The organism is Nocardioides sp. SLBN-35 (genome assembly GCF_006715725.1).
Taxonomy (GTDB): Bacteria; Actinomycetota; Actinomycetes; order Propionibacteriales; family Nocardioidaceae; genus Nocardioides.
In genome coordinates, this window is sequence record NZ_VFNU01000001.1 from 3,265,088 (window position 1) to 3,287,233 (window position 22,146).

Annotated in this window: 23 protein-coding genes; 2 read left to right on the plus strand and 21 right to left on the minus strand. The window is 71.9% G+C overall.

All coding sequences use genetic code 11. The features are described from left to right. Positions 1 to 9: 9 nt before the first annotated feature. The 15 genes from rpoZ to FBY23_RS15930 form a co-directional block, all read right to left on the minus strand. Positions 10 to 339: a DNA-directed RNA polymerase subunit omega gene (gene rpoZ / locus FBY23_RS15860; protein ID WP_141799026.1), complete on the minus strand. Its 330-nt coding sequence runs from the start codon at positions 337 to 339 to the stop codon at positions 10 to 12. A gap of 53 nt (positions 340 to 392) precedes the next feature. Continuing rightward, positions 393 to 950, minus strand: coding sequence for a guanylate kinase (gene gmk / locus FBY23_RS15865; protein ID WP_141799027.1), 558 nt, complete (start codon positions 948 to 950; stop codon positions 393 to 395). 7 nt (positions 951 to 957) lie between these two features. Continuing rightward, positions 958 to 1,278 carry an integration host factor, actinobacterial type gene (gene mihF, locus FBY23_RS15870; RefSeq protein ID WP_141799028.1) on the minus strand — a complete coding sequence of 107 codons (321 nt, stop codon included), beginning with the start codon at positions 1,276 to 1,278 and terminating at the stop codon, positions 958 to 960. 102 nt (positions 1,279 to 1,380) lie between these two features. Next, positions 1,381 to 1,842, minus strand: a complete 462-nt coding sequence (locus FBY23_RS15875; RefSeq protein ID WP_141799029.1) for a hypothetical protein — start codon at positions 1,840 to 1,842, stop codon at positions 1,381 to 1,383. A 2-nt stretch (positions 1,843 to 1,844) separates the two neighbouring features. Beyond that, positions 1,845 to 2,669, minus strand: a complete 825-nt coding sequence (gene pyrF / locus FBY23_RS15880; RefSeq protein WP_141799030.1) for an orotidine-5'-phosphate decarboxylase — start codon at positions 2,667 to 2,669, stop codon at positions 1,845 to 1,847. Next, entirely contained in the window at positions 2,666 to 3,823 is a 1,158-nt protein-coding gene (locus FBY23_RS15885) for an alpha-hydroxy-acid oxidizing protein (protein ID WP_141799031.1), read from the minus strand. Before FBY23_RS15885 ends, pyrF begins: the two co-directional genes overlap by 4 nt. Before the next feature lie 13 nt (positions 3,824 to 3,836). Then, positions 3,837 to 4,883, minus strand: coding sequence for a quinone-dependent dihydroorotate dehydrogenase (locus FBY23_RS15890; protein ID WP_260806013.1), 1,047 nt, complete (start codon positions 4,881 to 4,883; stop codon positions 3,837 to 3,839). A gap of 1 nt (position 4,884) precedes the next feature. Beyond that, a complete protein-coding gene (gene carB, locus FBY23_RS15895; protein WP_141799033.1) occupies positions 4,885 to 8,196 on the minus strand; it encodes a carbamoyl-phosphate synthase large subunit in 3,312 nt (1,103 codons plus the stop codon). Further along, entirely contained in the window at positions 8,196 to 9,317 is a 1,122-nt protein-coding gene (gene carA / locus FBY23_RS15900; protein WP_141799034.1) for a glutamine-hydrolyzing carbamoyl-phosphate synthase small subunit, read from the minus strand. Before carA ends, carB begins: the two co-directional genes overlap by 1 nt. Further along, positions 9,314 to 10,600, minus strand: a complete 1,287-nt coding sequence (locus tag FBY23_RS15905; protein ID WP_141799035.1) for a dihydroorotase — start codon at positions 10,598 to 10,600, stop codon at positions 9,314 to 9,316. Before FBY23_RS15905 ends, carA begins: the two co-directional genes overlap by 4 nt. Next, positions 10,597 to 11,532 (minus strand): aspartate carbamoyltransferase catalytic subunit, encoded by a 936-nt coding sequence (locus FBY23_RS15910; protein WP_141799036.1) that lies wholly within the window; start codon positions 11,530 to 11,532, stop codon positions 10,597 to 10,599. The genes FBY23_RS15905 and FBY23_RS15910 overlap by 4 nt, the downstream gene beginning before the upstream one ends. Beyond that, entirely contained in the window at positions 11,529 to 12,095 is a 567-nt protein-coding gene (gene pyrR, locus FBY23_RS15915; RefSeq protein WP_141799037.1) for a bifunctional pyr operon transcriptional regulator/uracil phosphoribosyltransferase PyrR, read from the minus strand. Before pyrR ends, FBY23_RS15910 begins: the two co-directional genes overlap by 4 nt. Before the next feature lie 250 nt (positions 12,096 to 12,345). Next, the gene (locus FBY23_RS15920) at positions 12,346 to 12,516 is read right to left on the minus strand and encodes a CsbD family protein (protein ID WP_141799038.1); all 171 of its coding nucleotides are present in this window, start codon (positions 12,514 to 12,516) and stop codon (positions 12,346 to 12,348) included. A 68-nt stretch (positions 12,517 to 12,584) separates the two neighbouring features. After that, entirely contained in the window at positions 12,585 to 13,754 is a 1,170-nt protein-coding gene (locus tag FBY23_RS15925) for a hypothetical protein (protein WP_260806016.1), read from the minus strand. A gap of 54 nt (positions 13,755 to 13,808) precedes the next feature. Further along, a complete protein-coding gene (locus FBY23_RS15930; RefSeq protein WP_141799039.1) occupies positions 13,809 to 15,200 on the minus strand; it encodes an NAD(P)/FAD-dependent oxidoreductase in 1,392 nt (463 codons plus the stop codon). A 143-nt stretch (positions 15,201 to 15,343) separates the two neighbouring features. Between FBY23_RS15930 and FBY23_RS15935 the strand changes: the two genes are divergently transcribed. Beyond that, entirely contained in the window at positions 15,344 to 16,672 is a 1,329-nt protein-coding gene (locus tag FBY23_RS15935) for an MFS transporter (protein ID WP_141799040.1), read from the plus strand. Then, positions 16,669 to 17,247 (plus strand): nuclear transport factor 2 family protein, encoded by a 579-nt coding sequence (locus tag FBY23_RS15940; protein WP_141799041.1) that lies wholly within the window; start codon positions 16,669 to 16,671, stop codon positions 17,245 to 17,247. The genes FBY23_RS15935 and FBY23_RS15940 overlap by 4 nt, the downstream gene beginning before the upstream one ends. Here FBY23_RS15940 and FBY23_RS15945 read toward each other — a convergent pair. From FBY23_RS15945 to FBY23_RS15970, 6 genes are all read right to left on the minus strand, one after another. Further along, positions 17,241 to 17,738 (minus strand): hypothetical protein, encoded by a 498-nt coding sequence (locus FBY23_RS15945; RefSeq protein WP_141799042.1) that lies wholly within the window; start codon positions 17,736 to 17,738, stop codon positions 17,241 to 17,243. The genes FBY23_RS15940 and FBY23_RS15945 overlap by 7 nt on opposite strands. A 13-nt stretch (positions 17,739 to 17,751) precedes the next feature. Beyond that, on the minus strand, positions 17,752 to 18,360 hold the full coding sequence (locus FBY23_RS15950; protein WP_222117843.1) for a response regulator transcription factor: 609 nt from the start codon (positions 18,358 to 18,360) through the stop codon (positions 17,752 to 17,754). 53 nt (positions 18,361 to 18,413) lie between these two features. Further along, positions 18,414 to 19,676: an amidase gene (locus tag FBY23_RS15955; RefSeq protein WP_141799044.1), complete on the minus strand. Its 1,263-nt coding sequence runs from the start codon at positions 19,674 to 19,676 to the stop codon at positions 18,414 to 18,416. Next, entirely contained in the window at positions 19,673 to 19,936 is a 264-nt protein-coding gene (locus tag FBY23_RS15960) for a hypothetical protein (protein ID WP_141799045.1), read from the minus strand. Before FBY23_RS15960 ends, FBY23_RS15955 begins: the two co-directional genes overlap by 4 nt. 14 nt (positions 19,937 to 19,950) lie before the next feature. Further along, a complete protein-coding gene (locus FBY23_RS15965) occupies positions 19,951 to 20,475 on the minus strand; it encodes a flavin reductase (protein ID WP_141799046.1) in 525 nt (174 codons plus the stop codon). Positions 20,476 to 20,546: 71 nt separating this feature from the next. After that, positions 20,547 to 22,064 carry a PAS domain-containing sensor histidine kinase gene (locus tag FBY23_RS15970; RefSeq protein ID WP_141799047.1) on the minus strand — a complete coding sequence of 506 codons (1,518 nt, stop codon included), beginning with the start codon at positions 22,062 to 22,064 and terminating at the stop codon, positions 20,547 to 20,549. Positions 22,065 to 22,146 lie beyond the last annotated feature (82 nt).

Genomic DNA, 22,146 nt, shown 5'->3' on the forward strand with positions numbered 1-22,146 from the left:
ACCGTCAGATCACTCGGCGTCGGAGACCGGCGCCTCGGCGGCGGCCGCGGCGGCAGCCTGCTCGGCGGCGAGCTCGGCGGGGTCGATGTCCTCGCAGGTCAGCAGGTCCTCGTTGATCTCGCGCAGCGCGATCGAGAGCGGCTTCTCCTGCACGTGGGTCTCCACGAGCGGGCCGACGTACTCGAGCAGGCCCTCGCCGAGCTGCGAGTAGTAGGCGTTGATCTGCCGCGCGCGCTTGGCGCTGTAGAGCACCAGCTTGTACTTGCTGTCGGTCTTGGACAGCAGGTCGTCGATGGGAGGGTTGGTGACACCCTCGGCGGCGATGTTCGGGGCAGACACGTGGAGAAGCCTCACAGATGATGGGCGGGCAGAAGACAAGCCGGGCCGGGCGATCAGCGCGGACCAACCATCAAGGCTACCAACTCCTCGACGGCAGCGTGAACTTCACGGTTGACGATGGTCACGTCGAACTCCGCCTCGGCGGCGAGCTCCTCGCGCGCGGTGGCCAGCCGGCGCTCCCGCTCCTCCTCGTCCTCGGTGCCGCGGCCGACCAGCCGGCGGACCAGCTCCTCCCACGACGGGGGCTTGAGGAACACGAAGACGGCGTCGGGTGCGGACTCCCGCACCTGACGGGCGCCCTGGAGGTCGATCTCGAGCAGCGCGGGGCGACCGGCGGCCAGCGCCTCGTCGACGGGACCGCGCGGGGTGCCGTAGCGGTTGACGCCGTGGACCACGGCCCACTCCAGCATCTGACCCGTGGCGACGAGCCGGTCGAACTCGTCGGCCGACACGAAGTGGTAGTGGACGCCGTCGACCTCGCCGGGTCGCGGCGCGCGCGTGGTGGCCGAGACGGACAGGTAGATCTCGGGGTGCTGCTCGCGCATCGCAGCAGCGACCGTGCCCTTGCCGACCGCGGTGGGTCCGGCGAGGACGAAGAGCTTCGCCGTCACAGGATCCTCATGCCTCGGGGGCGAACTCGCGCTCGAGCGCGGCGACCTGCTTGGCGCCGAGCCCGCGCACCCGGCGCGACTCGGCGATGCCGAGTCGCTCCATGACCTGGCGGGCGCGCACCTTGCCGAGGCCGGGCACGGACTGCAGCAGGTCGAGCACCTTCATCTTGCCGATGACCTCGTTGACCTGGCCCTGCTGGAGCACGTCCTGGATGGAGGCTCCGGAGTTCTTGAGCCGGTTCTTGACCTCGGCCCGCTCCCGGCGGGCGGCGGCTGCCTTCTCGAGGGCAGCCTGGCGCTGTTCGGGGGTGAGCGGGGGCAGAGCCACGGGTGAGATGTCCTTCGGTCAACGGGGCAGCAAGCGGGCGGAGCCGCCGTTGGTCAATCTAGCCATTGCCCGACGCAGCGGGCAATGCGGGGTCAGCCACCCCTACATGCTCAGCGGCGTCTTGCACACGTCGCGTGCCTGCTGCTCGACGTGCGCCAGCGCGGTGGCGGTCTCGGGCGCACCGAGACGCGCCGCGGCCGCGTCGATCGCCCTCTTGTCGCCCGGCGGGAGGTCGGCGGGCGGCTGGTCGAAGCTGTACGTCGCCGCGTCGACCCCGGCAGCGTCGAGCGCGTCCTTCAGCGCGGTGATCCGCTCGACGACGAGCGTCCAGTCGGCCCGGATGTCCTCCGGCGACTTGTCCGCGAGGTCCTCGAAGCTGGGCAGCGCACGCAGCAGTCCGGTGGTCGGGCCGGCGCCGAGCGCGGCGCCGACGTCCTCGCGGTGGTCGGTGACCGCGTCGCAGTACGACGCGAACGGGTCGTCCTCGCCGCCGCCGCGCAGCAGCAGGAAGCCCACGACGAGCACGGCGGCCAGGGCGACCGCGAACACCAGGTTGCGGCGCACGCTCAGGCCTGCAGGGCGCGCAGCTCGTCGTTGGTGCGCAGCACGGCCTCGCGCATGGCCGCCGCGTCCGGACCGAGCCGCAGCACACCGCGCGAGGAGCTCGCGAGCACGTGGCCCGCGCTCGCCCCGAAGATCCGGCGCAGGTCGGCGGTGGTGCCGCCCTGCTCGCCGTACCCGGGGGCGAGGATCGGGCCGTTGAAGGCCAGGTCCAGGCCGCGGTCGTCCTCGAGGGTGGCGCCGACGACGGCACCGAAGGAGCCGAGCGGGGTCGCGCCGGCGTTGAGCCGGCGCAGGTGGTCGAGCATCGTGCCGGAGACGCTGCGGCCGTCGGTGACGGCCTCCTGCACCTCGGGGCCCTCCTTGTTGGAGGTCGCGGCGAGCACGAACAGGCCGGCGTCGTGCTTGACCGCGGTGTCGACGAACGGCTGCAGCGAGCCGAAGCCGAGGAACGGGCTCACGGTGACCGCGTCGGAGGCCAGCGGGGAGGCGGGGTCGAGGTACGCGTCGGCGTAGGCCTGCGACGTGGAGCCGATGTCACCGCGCTTGATGTCGAGCAGCACCAACGCCCCGGCGGCCCGCGAGTCGGCGATGACGCGCTCCAGGACGGCGACGCCGCGGCTGCCGAAGCGCTCGTAGAACGCGGACTGCGGCTTGACGACGCTGCAGTGGGGCGCGACCGCCTCGACCGCGCCGAGCGCGAACCGCTCGAGCCCGGCGACGTCGTCGTCGTACCCCCAGGCGTGCAGGAGCGCGGCGTGCGGGTCGATCCCGACGCAGAACGGACCGCGGTCCGCGACCGCGGCGTGCAGGCGGGCACCGAACGTCACGAGAGCCTCCTCAGGGCATCAGGGGTCAGGTCGGCCAGCGACGGATAGCCGTCGACGGCCATGATCAGGTCGGTCTCGGCCTGCAGGGCCCGGACCTGGTGGACGGCACCGGGTACGCCGCCCAGCGCGAGGCCGTAGACGTAGGGCCGGCCGATCGCGACCGCGTCGGCGCCGAGAGCGAGCGCCTTGACCACGTCGGCGCCGGTGCGGATCCCGGAGTCGAAGACGACCGGCGCGCGGCCGTCGACGGCGGTGACGACGTCGGGCAGCCAGTCGAGCGCCGCTCCCCCGCCGTTGGCCTGCCGGCCGCCGTGGTTGGAGCAGTAGATCCCGTCGGCGCCCTCGTCGAGCGCACGCCGGGCGTCGTCGGGGTGGCAGATGCCCTTGAGCACGATCGGCAGGTCGGTCAGCGACCGCAGCCAGGGCAGGTCCTCCCAGGTGACCGGGTGCCCGAAGGTGCCGACCCAGGTCATCACGACCGTGCCGGGGTCGGGGTCCGGGCCGGTCATCTCGCAGAAGACCGGGTCGGAGGTGTAGTTGGCCAGCGCCTTGCCCCGCAGCTGCGGGAAGTTGCCGCTGGCGAGGTCGCGCGGCCGCCACCCGGGCACCCACGTGTCGAGGGTGATCACGATCGCCTCGTAGCCGGCCTTCTCGGCGCGCTGCACCAGGCTGGCCGCGAGCTCGCGGTTCTTGGGCGTGTAGAGCTGGAACCACTTGCCGGCCTCGCCCGCCGCGGCCGCGACGTCCTCGAGCGGGTCGCTCATCAGTGTGGAGCCGATGAGGGGTACGCCGGTCGCCGCCGCCACCTCGGCGGCGTGCACGTCGCCGTGCTGGTCGGGCGTGCAGATCCCGACGACGCCGACGGGCGCGAGCAGCAGCGGGCTCGCGAGCGTGCGGCCGAACAGCTCGACCGACAGGTCCCGCTCGGCCGGCGCCCGCAGCATCCGCGGCACCACGGCGTACCGCTCGAAGGCCGCCACGTTGGCACGCTGGGTCGTCTCGTCGCCGGCTCCGCCGGCGACGTAGGTGCGCAGCTCGGGCGGTAGTGCGGCGAGGGCGTCGCGCTCGAGCTCGGCGTAGTCGAACGGGTGCGCGGGGAGCACCCCGCCGAGAGCACCGAGGTACAGCTCGATCTGGTAGTCCCCGAAGCTCATCGCACGTCCTCTCTCACAGGCCCTCGAGGATCCTGCGGGGCCAGCTCGGGCCACCGTAGATGAGGGCGCTGTAGGCCTGCACGAGGTCCGCCCCCGCAGCCACCCGTTCCCGGGCCTGCTCCGGGGTGCTGATCCCGCCGACGCCGATCAGGGTCAGGTCGGGCCCGACCCGGCCACGCAGCAGCCGCAGCACCTCGGTCGATCGTTCGGTGAGCGGCGCACCGGAGAGGCCACCCGCACCGATCTCGGCGACCTTGGCCGACGGCGTGCGCAGGCCCTCACGGGAGATCGTCGTGTTGGTCGCGATGATCCCGGCGAGGCCGAGGTCGAGCGCCATGTCGGCGACGGCGAGCACGTCCTCGTCGGACAGGTCCGGCGCGATCTTGACCAGCAGCGGCAGCTGCGCGGACGTCACCTCGTCGGCGGTACGGCGTACGTGGGCCAACAGCGGCGCGAGCTTCTCGACCGCCTGCAGGTTGCGCAGGCCCGGCGTGTTGGGCGAGCTCACGTTGACCACGAGGTAGTCGGCGTGCGGCGCGAGCAGCCGGGTCGAGGTCTCGTAGTCGGCCTCGACGGCGGCCTGGTCGTCGTCGGGGACGACCTTGGACTTGCCGATGTTGACGCCGAGCACGAGGCCGCCGGGCTTGCGCCGCCGCTTCGCCAGCCGGGCCGCCACGGCGGTGGCGCCGTCGTTGTTGAAGCCCATCCGGTTGACGATCGCCCGGTCCTCGGGCAGCCGGAACAGCCGCGGCTTCGGGTTGCCCGGCTGTGCCAGCGCGGTGACCGTGCCGATCTCGACGTGCCCGAACCCGAAGGCTCCCATCCGGTCGTAGACCTGGGCGTTCTTGTCGAAGCCGGGCGCGAGGCCGAGCCGGTTGGGGAAGGTCAAGCCCATCGCGCGCACCGGCGCGACGCCGGGGATCGGCGCCCGGGTGAGCACCGGTCCGCCGGCCCGCAGGGCGTCGTAGGTCAGGTGGTGCGCCTTCTCGGCGTCCATCCTGACCAGGACGTGCTCGAACAGCCTGTCGTAGAGCGATTTCGAGGCTCGCTTCGCTCGCACCTCAATCACCGACGCGCCCATTCCACTCCTGCAGCGAGCGCACGCCGACCGACCCGGCCCGCACCGCCGCGATGCCCTGCACGGCGGCCGCGAGGCCCTGCACGGTGGTGATGCACGGCGTGCCGGTGAGGACGGCCGACGAGCGGATCTCGTAGCCGTCGATGCGCGAGTCGCCACCGCCACCCGACGACGTGGTCGAGCCGTGCGGGGTGTTGACGATCAGGTCGATGTCGCCGGCCAGGATCATGTCGACGACGGTCGGCTCGCCGTCGGGGCCCTTGCCCTCGAAGTGCTTGCGCACCACGGTGGCCTGGATGCCGTTGCGGCGCAGCACCTCGGCGGTGCCCTGGGTCGCGAGGATCTCGAAGCCGTAGTCGACGAGCACCCGGGTCGGGAAGATCATCGTGCGCTTGTCGCGGTCGGCGATGGAGATGAACACCTTGCCGGAGGTCGGAAGCGGGCCGTACGCCGCGGCCTGCGACTTGCTGAACGCCGTGCCGAAGTCGGCGTCGAAGCCCATCACCTCGCCGGTCGACTTCATCTCCGGGCCGAGCACGGTGTCGACGAACTGGCCCTCCTTGGTGCGGAACCGGTTGAACGGCAGCACCGCCTCCTTGACCGCGATCGGCGAGTCGGCGGGCAGGGTGCCGCCGTCGCCCCCGGCCGGGAGCACCCCGGAGGCACGCAGCTCGGCGATCGACTCCCCCAGCATCAGCCGGGCCGCGGCCTTGGCGAGCTGGGTCCCGGTCGCCTTGGAGACGAACGGCACGGTGCGCGACGCGCGCGGGTTGGCCTCGATGACGTAGAGCACGTCGGCGCCCAGCGCGAACTGGATGTTGATCAGGCCACGCACGCCGACACCCTTCGCGATGGCCGTCGTGGCCTCGCGGATCCGGGCGATCTCGGCGTTGCCGAGAGTGATCGGCGGCAGCGCGCACGACGAGTCGCCGGAGTGGATGCCGGCCTCCTCGATGTGCTCCATCACGCCGCCGAGGAACAGGTCGGTGCCGTCGTACAGCGCGTCGACGTCGATCTCGACCGCGTCGTCGATGAACCGGTCGACCAGCACCGGCCGGTCCGGGCTGATCTCGGTCGCGGCGTTGATGTAGGCCTCGAGCGCCTGGTCGCTGTAGACGATCTGCATGCCACGCCCGCCGAGGACGTACGACGGCCGCACGAGCACCGGGTACCCGATCGAGTGGGCGATGGCCCGCGCGTCGTCGTACGACACCGCGGTGCCGTGCTTGGGCGCGACCAGGCCTGCGTCGGCGAGCACCCGGCCGAACGCACCGCGCTCCTCAGCGAGGTCGATCGCCTCGGGGCTGGTGCCGACGATCGGGACCCCGGCGTCCTGCAGACCCTGCGCGAGGCCGAGCGGCGTCTGGCCTCCGAGGGTCGCGATCACGCCCGCGATCGGTCCGGCGGCCTTCTCGGCCTCGTAGATCTCGAGCACGTCCTCCATCGTGAGCGGCTCGAAGTAGAGCCGGTCCGAGGTGTCGTAGTCGGTCGAGACTGTCTCGGGGTTGCAGTTGACCATGATCGTCTCGTAGCCGGCCTCGGCCAGCGCGAGACTGGCGTGCACGCACGAGTAGTCGAACTCGATGCCCTGGCCGATCCGGTTCGGGCCCGAGCCGAGGATGATCACGGCCTGCTTGCCCTCGGCGCGCGGCTGGACCTCGGTCTCCTCGTCGTAGGACGAGTAGTAGTACGGCGTGGCCGCGGCGAACTCGGCGGCGCAGGTGTCGACGGTCTTGAAGACCGGGCGGACACCGAGCGTCTGCCGGGCGATGCGGACCTCGGACTCCTGCAGGCCGCGGATGGCTGCGATCTGGGCGTCGGAGAGGCCGTGGCGCTTGGCCAGTCGCAGCGCGCCGGCGTCGAGAGTCTCGGTGGCGGCGACCTGCTGGGCGACCTCGTCGATCAGGAAGACCTGGTCCACGAACCACGGGTCGATCTTCGTGGCGTCGTGGATCTCGGCCTGGGTGGCGCCGGCGCGGATCGCCTGCATCACCTCCTGCAGGCGGCCGTCGTGCGGGACCTTGATCGTCTCGAGCAGCGCGGCCTTGTCGCCGACGGGCGAGGCCCAGTCGAACGGCGCGTGCTTGTTCTCCAGCGAGCGAAGCGCCTTGTTGAGCGCCTCGGTGAAGCTGCGCCCGATGGCCATCGCCTCGCCGACCGACTTCATGTGGGTGGTCAGCGTCGGGTCGGCGGTCGGGAACTTCTCGAACGCGAACCGCGGCACCTTCACCACGACGTAGTCGAGGGTCGGCTCGAAGGAGGCCGGGGTCTCCTCGGTGATGTCGTTGGGAATCTCGTCGAGGGTGTAGCCGACGGCGACCTTCGCGGCGATCTTGGCGATCGGGAAGCCGGTGGCCTTCGACGCCAGCGCGGACGAGCGCGAGACGCGGGGGTTCATCTCGATCACGATGACCCGGCCGTCGGCGGGGTTGACGGCGTACTGGATGTTGCAGCCGCCCGTGTCGACGCCGACCTCGCGGATGATGCCGATCGCGAGGTCGCGCAGGTGCTGGTACTCGCGGTCGGTCAGCGTCATCGCGGGCGCGACCGTGATCGAGTCGCCGGTGTGCACGCCCATCGGGTCGAAGTTCTCGATCGAGCAGATGATCACGACGTTGTCGGCCTTGTCGCGCATCACCTCCAGCTCGTACTCCTTCCACCCGATGATCGACTCCTCGATGAGGACCTCGGTGGTCGGCGACGCGGACAGGCCGGCGCCGGCGATGCGGTGCATGTCGGCCTCGTCGTAGGCGATGCCGGAGCCGAGGCCGCCCATGGTGAAGGACGGGCGGACCACGATCGGGAAGCCCAGGTCGGCGGCGGCCTTCTCGACCTCCTCCATCGAGTGGCACACGAAGGAGCGCGCGACCTCGCCGCCGACCTTGTGCACGATCGCGTTGAACAGCTCACGGTTCTCGCCGCGGTGGATCGCCTCGAAGCTGGCGCCGATCATCTCGACGCCGTACTTCTCCAGCACGCCGCTCTCGTGGGCCGCGATGGCGGCGTTCAGCGCGGTCTGGCCGCCGAGGGTCGGCAGGATCGCGTCGGGGCGCTCCTTGGCGATCACCTTCTCGACGAACTCGGGGGTGATCGGCTCGACGTACGTCGCGTCGGCGAACTCCGGGTCGGTCATGATCGTGGCCGGGTTGGAGTTGATCAGGATGACCCGCAGGCCCTCCTCCTTGAGCACCCGGCAGGCCTGGGTGCCGGAGTAGTCGAACTCGCAGGCCTGGCCGATGACGATCGGCCCGGAGCCGATGACCAGGACGGACTTGATGTCTTCGCGCTTCGGCATCAGGCGTTCTCCTCCAGGAGCGTGGTGAAGCGGTCGAAGAGGTACGCCGCGTCGTGCGGGCCGGCGGCGGCCTCGGGGTGGTACTGGACGGAGAACGCCTTGAGCCTGCCGCCACCGTCGCGGAGCTCGAGTCCCTCGACGACGTCGTCGTTGAGGCACACGTGGCTGACCGTGGCGGTGCCGTACGGCGTCTCGGTGGGCTCGCCGACCGGGGCGTCGACCGCGAACCCGTGGTTGTGGGCGGTGACCTCGACCTTGCGGGTGGTCAGGTCCATCACCGGCTGGTTGATGCCGCGGTGGCCGTACTTCAGCTTGTAGGTGCCGAAGCCGAGCGCGCGGCCGAAGAGCTGGTTGCCGAAGCAGATGCCGAAGTACGGCAGGCCGCGCTCCAGCGACTGCTGGAGCAGCTCGACCTGGCCGGTCGTGGCGGCCGGGTCGCCGGGGCCGTTGGAGAAGAAGAGGCCGTCGGGCTTCACGGCCAGGACCTCGTCGATCGACGCGGTGGCGGGCAGGACGTGGACCTCGATGCCGCGCTCGCTCATCCGCTGCGGCGTCATGTCCTTGATGCCGAGGTCGAGGGCGGCCACGGTGAACCGCTTCTCCCCCTGCGCCGGCACGACGTACGCCTCGCCGGTGGAGACCGCCTCGGACAGGTTGGCGCCGGACATCTCGGCGGCGTCCTTGACCTTGGCGAGCAGCTTCTCGGGGTCGGTCTCGACGGTGGAGATGCCGACCCGCATCGCGCCGCGCTCGCGCAGGTGGCGGGTGAGCGCGCGGGTGTCGATGCCGGAGATGCCGACGACGCCCTGCTCCCTGAGCTCGTCGTCGAGGCTGCGGCGCGAGCGCCAGTTGCTGGGGATGCGCGCCGGCTCGCGGACGACGTACCCGGCCACCCAGATCCGCTTCGACTCCGGGTCCTCGTCGTTGACGCCGGTGTTGCCGATGTGGGGAGCCGTCATCACGACGACCTGACGGTGGTACGACGGGTCGGTCAGCGTCTCCTGGTAGCCGGTCATGCCGGTGTTGAAGACGGCCTCGCCGAAGGTCTCGCCCTCGGCGCCGTAGGCCTCGCCGCGGAACGTGCGGCCGTCCTCGAGGACGAGCAGTGCGGGGGTGCTCATGCGAGCGCTCCTTCCAGGACGGTGGGGGTGCCGCGCAGCAGCGTCGCGAGGACGCGGCCGGTGAGCTTGCGGTCGTGCCAGGGGTTGTTGCGGCTGAGCGAGACGCTGGCGGCGCGGTCGACGACCACCTTCGCGGCCGGGTCGACCAGGGTGAGGTTGGCGGGCTCGCCGACGGCGATCGGGCGGCCGTGGGCGTCGTCCAGGCCGGCGATCCGGGCCGGGTTGGCGCTCATCACCCGGGCCACACCGGCCCAGTCGAGCAGGCCGGACTCGACCATCACCGTGGTGATCACCGGCAGCGCGGTCTCGAGGCCGAGCATGCCGAACGCCGCGTCGACGAAGGCGTGCTCCTTGTCGTGGCGCGCGTGCGGCGCGTGGTCGGTGGCGACGGCGTCGATGGTGCCGTCGGCCAGGGCCTCGCGCAGCGCCTGCACGTCCTCGTCGGGACGCAGCGGCGGGTTGACCTTGAACGTCGGGTCGTAGCCGGTGAGCAGGTCGGTGGTGAGCAGCAGGTGGTGGGGCGTGACCTCGGCGGTCACGTCGATCCCCTGCGCCTTGGCCCAGCGGATGACCTCGACGCTGCCGGCGGTCGAGACGTGCGCGACGTGGACCCGGCTGCCGGTGTGGCGGGCGAGCATCACGTCGCGCGCAACGATGACCTCCTCGGCGACGCCGGGCCAGCCCGGCAGGCCGAGCCGGCCGGAGAGCTCGCCCTCGTGGCAGCAGGCGGTCGGCCCCGCGAGGCTCGGGTCCTGGCTGTGCTGGCTGACCACGCCGCCGAACGCCTTGACGTACTCCAGCGCCCGGCGCATGACACGCGGGTCGTGGACGCACCTGCCGTCGTCGGAGAAGACCCGCACCTTGGCGCGGCTGCGGGCCATCAGGCCGAGCTCGGCGAGCTCCTCGCCCGCCAGGGCCTTGGTGACCGCGCCGACCGGCTGGACGTCGACCAGCCCGGCCTGCCGGCCGAGGTCGTAGACCCGCTCAGCCGCCTCGGCGGTGTCGGTGACGGGGTTGGTGTTGGCCATCGCCAGGACCGCGGTGTAGCCGCCGACAGCGGCGGCGCGCGAGCCGGTGAGCACCGTCTCGGCGTCCTCGCGGCCGGGCTCGCGCAGGTGGGTGTGCAGGTCGACCAGGCCTGGCAGCAGCCGCAGGCCGTCGGCGTCGATCGTGCGGTCCGCCTTGGTCTTCACCGAGCCGAGCTCGGCGACGGTGCCGTCCTCGACGAGGACGTCGGTCGTCGTACCGTCGGGCAGGGTGGCGCCCTTGATCAGGATGCTCATGCGCTGGTCTCCTCACCGGCGAGCAGGTGGTACAGCACGGACATGCGGACCGCGACACCCGCGGACACCTGGTCGAGCACGACCGAGTCGAGGGCGTCGGCGGCGTCCGCGGAGATCTCCAGGCCGCGGTTCATCGGGCCCGGGTGCAGGATCGGCGTCCCGGGCTTCAGCACGGCCAGCCGGTCACGGGTCAGGCCGTAACCGACGGTGTACTCGCGTGCGGTCGGGAAGAAGCCACCGCTCATCCGCTCGCGCTGGACCCGCAGCATCATCACGGCGTCGGCCTGGGGTAGCACCTCGTCGAGGTCGTACGCCGTCGCGAAGCCCGCCGCCTTGGACCAGTCCCCCACACCGGCGGGCATCAGCGTCGGCGGCGCGACGGCCGTGACGGTGGCGCCGAGCTTGGTGAGGCTCTTGACGTTGCTGCGGAACACCCGGCTGTGGGTCAGGTCGCCGACGATCGCGACGTGCTTGCCCTCCAGCGTGCCGAGCTTGCAGGTCAGCGTGTAGCCGTCGAGCAGGGCCTGGGTGGGGTGCTCGTGGGTGCCGTCGCCGGCGTTGATGACCGGTACGTCGATCCAGCGGCTGATCTGCTCGGCCGCGCCGCTGGCGCCGTGGCGGACCACCAGCCCGTCGATGCCCATCGCGGTGACCGTGAGCACGGTGTCGCGCAGCGACTCGCCCTTGCTCGCGCTGCTGCCCTTCGCGGACAGGTTGATCACGTCGGCGGAGAGCCACTTGCCGGCGATCTCGAAGCTCGACCGGGTCCGGGTGGAGTCCTCGAAGAACAGGTTGATGACGGTGCGCCCGCGCAGCGCCGGGAGCTTCTTGACCTGGCGGCGCTGCACGTCGTGCATCTCCGCGGCGGTCGTGAAGATCTCCCGGATGTCGTCGGCGCTCACGTCGTCGATGCTCAGCAGATGCTTGTTCACGAGATGCGCACCTCGTCCTCGCCGTCGGTCTCGACCAGCCGCAGGCTGACGCGCTCGCTGCGGGCGGTCGGCAGGTTCTTGCCGACGTGGTCGGCACGGATCGGGAGCTCGCGGTGACCCCGGTCGACCAGCACCGCCAGTCGTACGACGGCCGGGCGGCCCAGGTCCGAGAGCGCGTCGAGCGCGGCGCGGATCGTGCGCCCGGAGTAGAGGACGTCGTCGACCAGGACGACGGTCTTGCCGTCGATCCCGCCGGCCGGCACCTGGGTGCGGTGCGGCGCGCGGGTCGGGTTCGACCGCAGGTCGTCGCGGTACATCGTGACGTCGAGCTCGCCGGTGGCGACCGTCGTACCCTCGACCTGGGCGATGTTGTCGGCCAGGCGCCGGGCCAGCGGCACGCCGCGGGTGTGGAGCCCGAGAAGAAGAAGATCCTCGGCGCCCTTGTTGCGCTCGAGGATCTCGTGGGAGATGCGGATCAACGCCCGGCTGATGTCGCCGGCGTCGAGGACGACGCGACCGCTGACGGTGCCATCGGGTGCCCCGGGGGTCTGCTGTGCAGGCAAGGCTGAACGGCCCTCCTTCTCCGCCTCACTGGACGGCTCGTTAAAGGATGTCGAACTGCGGGCCACCCTACCGGCTGGGAGCCGCTCCCGGCCAACCGGGATCCGCGTGGCAGACATTGCGGTTTGGTCCCAAACCGCAACATTCCGGGGCCGCGACGTGCGGTCTGTGCCCAATCGAAGACTGGTCTGACCACGACGCGACGGAGGGACCCGGCTGACACCGGGTCCCTCCCCACACGCTCGCCGGGCCCTACTTGAAGGCGTCCTTCACCTTCTCGCCGGCCTGCTTGAGGTTGCCCTTGGCCTTGTCGACCTTGCCCTCGTTCTCGAGGTCCTCGTCGTCGGTGGCCTTGCCCACCGCCTCCTTGGCCTTGCCGGACATCTCCTCGGTCTTGTTGCTCAGCTTGTCGTCGAGACCCATCGAGGGCTCCTCTCGTCGTCGGTCTGCTGACCTGCGGGAGGTACCCGGCATCGAGCCGTCGATCCGGGTCAGAGTGCTGTCGCCATCGCCGCGCACGCCCGCAGCCAGGACCGCCGCGTCTCGGCGGACAGCTGCGCGTAGGGGACGACCGAGCCGGAGACCAGCGCCGGGTCGTACGGCACCCGGTAGACGCCGCGGGTGCGCTGCTCGTAGACCTGCACCAGGTCGCGCGCGAGCGCCTCGTCGACCTTGGGGCTGGGGTCGGAGAGGACCGTGATCGTCTTGTACTTGAGGTTCTCGTGGCCGGCGTCCTGCAGCGCGTCGAGCATCCACAGGCCGCTGTAGCCGGTGTCCTCGCGGACCGTGCTGGTCACGACGAGGAGGTCGGCGGCACCGGCGGCGGCGAGCCAGTTCTCGGCTCTGAGGTTGTTGCCCGTGTCGACGAGGAGGATCCGGTAGAAGCGCTCGAGCAGGGCGTGGACGGCAGCGAAGTCGTCGGCGTGGATGACGCCGGTGACGTCGGGACGCTCGTCGGAGGCGAGCACGTCGAAGTGGGCGTCGCCCTGGGAGCGGACGAAGGCGCCGAGGTCGCCGATCCGGGACTGGTAGACGTCGGAGAACCGGCCGAGGTCCTCGAGCAGCTCGCGGGTGGTGTTGCGGTGGGTGCTGCGGGTGCCGCGGATGCCCAGCGTTCCTCGTGTCTCGTTGTTGTCCCACGCGATCACGCCGCCACCGCGGACGGTGCCGAAGGTGTAGCCCGCGGCCAGCACGCCGGTGGTCTTCGCCGCACCGCCCTTCGGGTTGACGAACGCGATGGTCCGCGGTCCGTCGAAGTCCTTCTGGATCGCCGCGCGGTCGGCCTCGTAGGACCGCTCGGCGGCACCCATCGACGGCTTGATCAGCCCACCGCTCCAGCGGCGTACCCGACCGCGCCAGCCCCACGTCGCGGGCCCCGACGTCGAGTCGCTGTCGCGGCGGTCGAGGAAGTCGGTGGCGCTCATGAACCGGCGCGGCTCGACGGCCGGAGCGGGCGCGGCCGGCGGCAGGGCCACGCTCGGGGGCGGGCTCATCGGCGGCGGGCCCACCGGCGGCGGGCCGAGCGGTGCCAGCATCCCGCGCATGGCGGTGTGCTCGTCGGCGGGCGGAGGCGTCACCGGCTCACCGGCCGGTTCACCGATCGGGTCGTTGAGCGGGTCGGACAGGTGGGCGGTCAAGGGATCGGTCGACGAGTGACTCACGAGTACCTCCGAGATAGGCAGCGGTCGTCCGCCAACCTACCCTCGGCGCCGCCGTCACGACACGGCGGAGAGCGCGGTCTCGATCGCCCTGTGGAAAGTCGGGTACGCGAAGTGCATCCCGCGCAGGGTCGCGAGCGGGACCTCGGCGTGGACGGCCGTCACCAGCATCCCGATGATCTCCCCGCCGGACGGTCCGACCGCGGTGGCCCCGACGAGGACGTCGCGGTCGAGGTCCACCACGACCTTGACGACCCCGTCGTTGCCGACCTTGTGCAGCCAGCCGCGGCTCGACTCCGGCAGCGCCGCCGTACCGACGCCGACCCGGATCCCCGCACGCCGGGCCTGGTCCTCGGTCATCCCGACCGAACCGACCTCGGGGTCGGTGAAGGTCGCGCGGGAGACGGCGCGGTAGTCGGCCCACGGTCCGTCCTCGCCGGTGAGGTCCCGGATCGCGACGTTCGCCTGGTACATCGACATGTGCGTGAAGGCGCCCTTGCCGGTGATGTCGCCGATCGCCCACAGCCGCTTGGCGCCCTTGACCCGCATCTTCTTGGTCACCGCGAGGGTGCGCGCCGCGGGATCCAGACCGACGGTGTCGAGGCCGATGTCGCCGAGGTTGGTACGCCGCCCCGCCGCCACCAGCAACGCGTCGGCGCCGACCGACGTGCCGTCGGCGAGGCCGATGCTGAACGCGCCCTCGTGGGAGACCGCCGTGACGCCGACGCCGGTGCGCACCGTGATGCCCTCGGCTTCGAAGGCCTTGTGCACGACGGCGCTGGCCTCCGGCTCCTCCGGACCGAGGATCCGGTCCAGCGCCTCGATCACGGTGACCTCGACGCCGAAGCGCGCGAAGGCCTGCGCGAGCTCGCAGCCGATGGCTCCTCCGCCGAGGACGGCCAGGCTCGCCGGCAGGTCCCGGACCCGCACGATGTCGCGGTTGGTCCAGTACGGCGTCCCGGCGAGCCCCGGGATCGGCGGAACGGCGGGCTCGGTCCCGGTGTTGAGCACGACGCCGCGGCTCGCAGCGACCGTGACCTCGCCGTCGGCTGTCGTGACGACCACGCGGCGCGGCCCGTCGAGCCGACCGGTGCCGCGCAGGAAGCGCGCCCCAGCCTTCTCCAGGCGCTCGACGGCGACCTTGTCGTCCCAGTCGTCGGTGGCCTCGTCGCGGATCCGGTCGGCGACGGTCGTCCAGTCGGGGCGGACCTCGGCCTCCCCCGCCAACGCCGGCACCCGCCGGCCCTCGGCGAGCGCGTCGGCGGCGCGGATCATCATCTTGGACGGGATGCACCCGAAGTAGGGGCACTCGCCGCCGACCAGGCGGCGGTCGACCCCGACGACGGAGAGCCCGGCCCGGGCGAGCGACGCGGCGAGGTGCTCACCGCCGGGCCCGAGCCCGATCACGACGACATCGGCTTCCAGGGCGGCTTCGGGGGTGTCCGGCATGGCGCCAGACTCGCACGCCGGTGGTGACGATGCCAGCGTCACGTAAGGGAATCCCTCAACCGGGGCGCGGGATCCTCCAATGGCCGGGCAGGTGGCGCGATTCCTACGGTGCTGTGGTCCGCACCACACCCCAGGGAGACCGCATGACCGTCACGACGGCACCCCCTCGCATCAGCCCCGCCCAGACCCGGAGGCTGGCCATCGGCGCCGGTGCCGGGACGTCGCTGGAGTTCTTCGACTTCTCGATCTACACCGTCGCGTCGGCGCTGGTGTTCCCCGCCGTGTTCTTCTCCGGCGACACCGACCCGTGGTTCGCGTCGTTCATGAGCCTCGCGACCTACACCCTCGGGTACGTCGTCGCGCCCCTCGGCGCGATCGTGATGGGCTGGGTGGGCGACCGCCACGGGCGGCGCCGGGCCATGCTGATCACCTTCTACCTGATGGGCGGCGCAACGGTCCTGATGGGCCTGCTGCCGTCGTACGCCTCGATCGGCGTCGCCGCACCGGTGCTGCTGATCGCGCTGCGGATGGTGCACGGCTTCTCGCGAGGCGGCGAGCTCGGCGGTGCCTCGGTGCTGGCGGTCGAGCACGCACCCGTCTCCCAGCGGGCGGCGTACGGCGCGTTCGTGGCGCTCGGCTCGCCGCTGGGCGCGCTGCTCGCGAACCTCTCCTTCGTCCTCGTGTTCTACCTGCCCGCTGCCACCGTGCAGAGCTGGGGCTGGCGGATCCCGTTCCTGGTCGGCGCCGCCGTGCTCCTGCTCGGCATCTGGGCCCGGCGCTCGCTCGAGGAGTCGCCCGTCTTCCAAGAGCTCGCCTCGGAGCGGTCCGCGCAGCAGATCGCCCGGATCCCGGTCTGGAACGTGCTGCGCGACAACTGGCGCCGCCTGCTGCTCGCCGCCGGAGCCAACATGGGCCTGAACGCGGTGATGTTCGTGCTGGCCGGGTTCATGCTGTCGTACGCCGCCTCGCCCGCCCCCAAGGGCCTCGGTCTCGAGATCAAGTCCGTGCTCTGGTGCACCCTGCCCGGCCTCGCGGTGCACGCCGTCACCGTCGTCGCCGGCGCCCGCCTCTCCGACCGCCTGGGCCGCAAGCCGGTGATGCTCACGGCAGCCGTCGCGGTGCTCGGCTACGTGCTCATCCTCTTCCCACTCGCCCAACACGGCTCGCTGGCCATGTGGGCCGTGGCGACCGCGGGCGGGTTCTTCCTCACCGGCTTCCTGTTCGGCCCGCTGATCACCTTCCTCACCGAGCTGTTCACCGCCGAGCAGCGCCAGTCCGGCGCCGGCCTGGCCTACCAGGTCGGCGCGGTCCTCGGCGGTGGCCTGTCCCCCTCGATCGCCAACCGGCTGATCGAGTGGACCGGGCACGCGTCGTCGGTCGGCTACTACCTCGCCGCCGGCATGGCCGTCACCGTGGTGTGCCTGCTGCTGCTCCCCGAGACCGCGCCGGCGCGGACCGGAACCGGCCGATGAGCGACGACCTCGAGGCGCTGCGGCGCCGGGTGGCGGTCCTGGAGGCGGAGGCGGAGATCCGCCGTCTCCAGGCCCGCTACATGTTCCTGTGCGACACGCCCTGCCCCGAGGCCGGCGTGTCCGACGACGCCCACCGCATCGACCTCGTCATGGACCTCTACGCCGCCGACGCCGTCTGGGAGGGCGTCGGCGAGCAGTACGACGGTCAGTTCGGCCGTGCCGTCGGCAAGGCCGCCGTACGCGCGCACTTCGAGCGCTTCTGGTCGCCCGACCGCACTCCGGCGCTGGTGCTGAACGCCCACTACCTGACCTCGGAGCAGATCCACGTCGACGGGGATCGGGCCGAGGGCCAGTGGATCCACATGCAGCCGTGGCTCTACGCCGACGGCACCGCCCTGCTCCGCTCGAGCCGGCTCAACAACGCGTTCCGGCGCGACGACGGTCGCTGGCTGATCACCCGCACGCGCACCGAGAACGTGTTCGTCGCACCGCTGCCGGACGAGTTCGCCTCGGCGTACCCGACCGCCTCGGTGCTGATGGCCCCGCAGCGGGACGCGAGGCCGCGGTCTCAGTAGCGGAGAAAGTAGTCACGGTGCTCGTCGTCGATCCCCCAGGGGAGCTCCCCGGACGAGACGCCGGCATCGGCCATCGACTCGCCGAACGACCGCAGGGCGTCCAGGAAGACGGAGATGGGCGTGGGACCTTCGTTGGCCCAATGGTTGCTGGTCTGGTAGCTGTAGTAGCTGATCACCCGCAGCCCGGCCCGAGCAGACGGGAATCCGGGCATCGGGTCGAACGCGTAGGGCGGCAGAGGTCCGAAGTCCGCCTCGTACTCCTCGAGCAAGGAGGCGCGCTCGTCCTCGTCCAGGAGATCCGGGTCGCCTCCGTACACGACGCAGTCGTGGTTCTCACGCCACAGTCGGGCGCCCGCCGCACTCGGGTCGCGGCGCAGGTCCGGCCAGAAGGCGGCGGCGCGCACGGCCGTGGCCTCCGGGAGATCGCCCCAGGCCAGGCCCACCGCCACCAGTGCGTCGATGTCGGACCTGCTCACGAGGTGCTCGCTCATGGCCCGGATCCTGCTACACGACCACCCGGTACTGCAGCACGTCGCGCACCAACGTGCCGAGGCTCTCCGCGTCGGTCTTGGCCTTGATCCGCGCCCGGTGCACGTCGACGGTCTTGACGCTGGTGCCGAGTTCGCGCGCGATGTGCTGGCTCGGCAGGCCCGCGATGACGAGCCGCAGCACCTCGCGCTCACGCGGCGTGAGGGCGTCGAGGCGCGCGGAGACGGACCGACGGCAGTGGTCGTCGGCGAAGCGCTGGGCGGCGACCTCGAGGTGCTCCTGGACGACCTCGAGCATCTTCTGCGGCTCGTAGGGCTTCTCGAGGAAGTCGACGGCACCGTGGCGCAAGGCGCGCACGGACATCGGGATGTCGCCGTGGGCCGAGCAGAAGATGACCGGCGCGGGGTACTCGCGGGCCACCAGCTGCTCCTGCAGCTGGAAGCCGCTCAGGCCGGGCATGCGCACGTCGACGATCACCACGCTCGGCTCGTCGGGGTCCATCTCGTCGAGGAAGGTCGGCGCGTCGGGGTAGGTGTACGCGGTGATCCCGACGCTCTCGAACAAGAACACCAGCGACTGCCGGAGGTCCTCGTCGTCGTCGACGATGTGGACCACAGGGGTCACGGGTTCACGCGGGGTTGCGGAGGCGGACGGGTTCATCGGGCACCACCCTCACTCTAGGACCGAAGCGCTCCGGTCAGGTGTCGTTCGAGCCACGTGGCGTGGCCGAGCAGTTCGGTCTCCCCGCGGCGGCGGCCGACGAGCTGGACGCCGAGCGGCAGGCCCGCCTCGTCGACGAGGCCGGGGACCGCTGCGGTGGGCAGGCCCAGCGCCTGCCAGGCCCGGCTGAGGACAGGGTCACCCGTCGCGGCGAGGCCGCGAGGCGCTGCACCGGGTGCCGCGGGGCCGAGCACGACGTCGTACGACGACAGGTGGGCCGCGAGCGACCGCTCCCCCGCGTCCACGACCTCGCACGCGGCCCGGTAGTCCGCGTGGGACGTGGCCGCACCGGTCCGGAGCAGCGCCGCGAGGGGCTCGCTGAGCTCGTCGGCGCGGGCCAGCTCGGCCGCGCGCTCGCGAGCGGCTTCGAAGGCCATCACGACGGGATGTGCGCAGGTGAGCTCGGCGACGAGCCGCTCCTCGGGGAACGGGTCGACGCTCGCACCGGCCGCACGCAGCCGGTCGACGGCCGCCTCGAGCGCGGCCGACATGGCGTCCTCGACGACGCCCAGTGCCGCGCCGGTCCACAGCAGGACCCGCGGCGCACGCCCGAGGGCGGCCCCGGCATCCTGGGTCCCGGTCAGCGCTGCCCAGGCCAGGGCGAGGTCGGACGCCGACGCGGCGAGCACGCCATGGCTGTCGAGGCTCGGGCTGAGTCCGGTGACGCCGGTGACCGGGTACCGCCCGTGGCTCATCACGAGCGAGGCGACGCCGCAGTAGGAGGCGGGCCGGGTGACCGAGCCCGCGGTCTGGGAGCCGAGCGCCAACGGGACCTGCCCCGCGGCGACGGCGGCGGCGGAGCCGCTCGACGAGCCGCCCGGCGTGTGTCCGGGGGCCGCGGGGTTGGCGGTGGGACCGGGGGCGAAGAACGCGAACTCGGTGGTGACCGTCTTGCCCGCGGGTACGGCGCCTGCGGACCGCCACGCCGTCACGATCGCGGCATCGGCCGGGGCCGGGCCCGCGTCGGCGCGCACGGCGGCGCCGCACCGGGTCGACAGCCCGGCGACGTCGATGATGTCCTTGACGCCGAGCGGCACACCACCGAGTGAGCCGGCCGCCCCGGCGTCCGGGGGTGGCGGCGCGAGCTCGACCCAGGCACGCAGCACGGGATCCGTGGCGGCCACCCGCGCGCGGAACCGGGCGTGTACGTCCGCGGGCGTGGTCCGCCCGGTCCGCAGGTCCTCGACCAGGGTGCGCAGGGACCACGGGGCCGAGGTCATGCCTCGTCCTCCCACACGGCGTCGGCCTCCCAGTAGTCCATCCCGCCGGCGCTGACGGCGTGCCGCCAGTCCGACGTACGACGCAGGGAGGGCTCGACCCGGGAGGTGACGTCGTCGGCGGCCTCCGGGCCGTCGGCGGGGACCTGCCAGTGCACCCAGTTGAGCTCGCGGCCCTCGCTGTCGTGGACGAACAGGTCCACGTGCCGCCAGCCGTAGCCGTGGGTGTCGTTGTAACACATCAGGGTCGTGCGCTCGGTCATCCCGCTCAGCCGCCTCAAGCGCTCGCCGCGACCCGGTCCGCGGGCGCGATCTGGTGGAAGCCGCGCTGGAAGTAGAGCAGGGCGCCGGCCTCGTCGCGGACGCTGACGTGGTCGACCTCGACGAACAGCACCGTGTGGGTGCCCTGGGTGAACTCCGCACCGACCTGGCCGACGAGCACCGCGGCGGCGTCGTCGAGCACGGGTACGCCGTGCCGGTCGTGGTCCCACACCGGCAGCGCGAACCGCTCCTCCATCGGCAACCGGGTCGCGCCCGCGAAGTGCAGGGCGAGCTCCTCGTGCCGGCGACCGAGGACGTTGATCGCGACCCGGCGGTTGGTGCGGAAGATGTCGTGGGTGTAGCTGGCCTGGTTGACGCAGACCAGCAGCGTCGGCGGGGTGTCGGTGACCGAGCACACCGCGCTGACGGTGATGCCGGCCCGGCCGCTGACGCCGTCGGTCGTGACGACGTTGACCGCGGCCGACAGGTTCGCCATCGCGGCGCGGAAGTCACGCTGGGTGGTGGTGAGCTCCTCGGACATGGCCTCGACGCTAGGCGCGGCACCAGCCGCAGAGGTATCGAGACTTCCACCTCGCCGGCTGAGGATTTCCCCTACGACGCGGGGCTCTCGACCAGGGGCAGCGCGAACCCGAACCGGGACCCGCCGCCATCGCGCAGCTCCGCCCAGATGCTGCCGTGCTGGCGGGTGATGATCCGGTGGCTCAACGCCAGGCCGATGCCGCTGCCCGCCTCCTTGCTGGTGAACGACTCGGCGAACGGGTCGCGGGTCACGCCGCGACCACGGTCGTCGACGGTGACCACGCCCATCCCCTCCGAGGCCCGCACGGTCACCACGATCTCGCGCACGGCCTCGTCGCAGGCGGCCATCTCGTCGATGGCGTTGAAGCACAGGTTCATCACGACCTGGCCGGTCAGCACCTGCTCGCAGCGGACCAGCACCGGGCCGTCGTCGGGCTCGACCCGCAGCTCGACGCCGCTCGCGGCGGCGCGCAGGCGGATGAAGTACAGGCACTCGCGGACCACCTCGTTGAGGTCGACGACCTGCTCGACGTGCTCGAGGTGTCCGACGAACGAGCGCAGGGCGGTGACGATCTCGGTGGCCCGGTCGATCTGCCGGGCGGCGCTGTCGAGGCCGTACGCCACCTGGTCCGCGAGGCGCTGCGGCATCTCCCCCGAGCCGGCGGCCGCCGTCGAGCGGGTGCGGATGCCGGCGATGAAGTTCCCGGCGGCGGACAGCGGCTGGCCGAGCTCGTGGGCGATGGCCATCGCCATGTCACCCATCGCGTTGTAGCGGGCCAGGTAGTTCTCGTGGCGTAGCTCCAGCTCGCGCCGTACCTCGCCCTGCACCCGCTCCGAGACGTCGTGCAGGATCATCAAGAAGGCGTCGACCTCTTGGACCCGCAGGCGTTCGAGGCTCCCCTCCAGCCAGGTCGTGCTGCCGCCTTCGCCGATCAGCTCCAGCTGGACCGGACCGACCGGTGCCGCGGCCGCCGCGGTCTCCGCCCACGTGACCGGACGACCACCACGGCGCAGGCGGCCGTAGGTCGTGAGCGGGTGCCCGGCCGGCGGGTCGTCGTCGCCCGTCAGGCCGATGTAGCCCAGCGCCGTGTCGGTGGCGAAGCGGACGGCGCCGGCGGCATCGAGCAGGAACGCGACCGTGGAGGTGTGCCGTGCCAGCGCGTCGACGTACGACGTCGTGAGCTTCAGCTCGCGCTCGACCTGCTGCTCGCGGGCGATGTCGCGGAACTGCACCATCACCGCCGGTCCCTGCGACAGCTCCACCCGCACGGCCAGCGCGTCGGTCGGGATCACCCGGCCGGACTTGGAGCGGTAGTGCCACTCGATGCGGCTCGACCCGTGCTCGACCGCCTCGTGCAGCCAGGCCCGGCCGAGAACGCGGTCGTACTGCTGCGCCGAGCTGCTCATGTCGTTGGCCTTGAGCGGCCGGATCTCCTCGAGCGTGAACTCGAGCATCTCGCAGGCCGCCGGGTTGGCCCACAGGATGTTCTTCGTGACGGCGTCGTGGACCAGGACGCACGTGGTCGAGGCGTTCATCATCGCGACGAAGTCGGAGGTCGCGAACTCGGGTGCCGCCGGGTCGACCTGCATCGGGCCAGCGTAGGAGCCGACCGTCCCCGGCCGCAGTCCCCGACTCGGTGGCGGGCTGAAGAAATCACCTACGCCCACCGGA

What these genes read in the sequence shown, in the direction of transcription:
- FBY23_RS15960 (WP_141799045.1), bottom strand. Translation starts at nt 19,936, where the DNA reads ATGACCGAGCGCACGACCCTGATGTGTTACAACGACACCCACGGCTAC.
- FBY23_RS15885 (WP_141799031.1), bottom strand. Translation starts at nt 3,823, where the DNA reads ATGAGCTTCGGGGACTACCAGATCGAGCTGTACCTCGGTGCTCTCGGC.
- FBY23_RS15905 (WP_141799035.1), bottom strand. Translation starts at nt 10,600, where the DNA reads ATGAGCATCCTGATCAAGGGCGCCACCCTGCCCGACGGTACGACGACC.
- FBY23_RS15920 (WP_141799038.1), bottom strand. Translation starts at nt 12,516, where the DNA reads ATGGGTCTCGACGACAAGCTGAGCAACAAGACCGAGGAGATGTCCGGC.
- carA (WP_141799034.1), bottom strand. Translation starts at nt 9,317, where the DNA reads ATGAGCACCCCCGCACTGCTCGTCCTCGAGGACGGCCGCACGTTCCGC.
- FBY23_RS15935 (WP_141799040.1), top strand. Translation starts at nt 15,344, where the DNA reads ATGACCGTCACGACGGCACCCCCTCGCATCAGCCCCGCCCAGACCCGG.
- FBY23_RS15970 (WP_141799047.1), bottom strand. Translation starts at nt 22,064, where the DNA reads ATGCAGGTCGACCCGGCGGCACCCGAGTTCGCGACCTCCGACTTCGTC.
- FBY23_RS15940 (WP_141799041.1), top strand. Translation starts at nt 16,669, where the DNA reads ATGAGCGACGACCTCGAGGCGCTGCGGCGCCGGGTGGCGGTCCTGGAG.
- FBY23_RS15945 (WP_141799042.1), bottom strand. Translation starts at nt 17,738, where the DNA reads ATGAGCGAGCACCTCGTGAGCAGGTCCGACATCGACGCACTGGTGGCG.
- carB (WP_141799033.1), bottom strand. Translation starts at nt 8,196, where the DNA reads ATGCCGAAGCGCGAAGACATCAAGTCCGTCCTGGTCATCGGCTCCGGG.
- FBY23_RS15930 (WP_141799039.1), bottom strand. Translation starts at nt 15,200, where the DNA reads ATGCCGGACACCCCCGAAGCCGCCCTGGAAGCCGATGTCGTCGTGATC.
- FBY23_RS15965 (WP_141799046.1), bottom strand. Translation starts at nt 20,475, where the DNA reads ATGTCCGAGGAGCTCACCACCACCCAGCGTGACTTCCGCGCCGCGATG.
- FBY23_RS15955 (WP_141799044.1), bottom strand. Translation starts at nt 19,676, where the DNA reads ATGACCTCGGCCCCGTGGTCCCTGCGCACCCTGGTCGAGGACCTGCGG.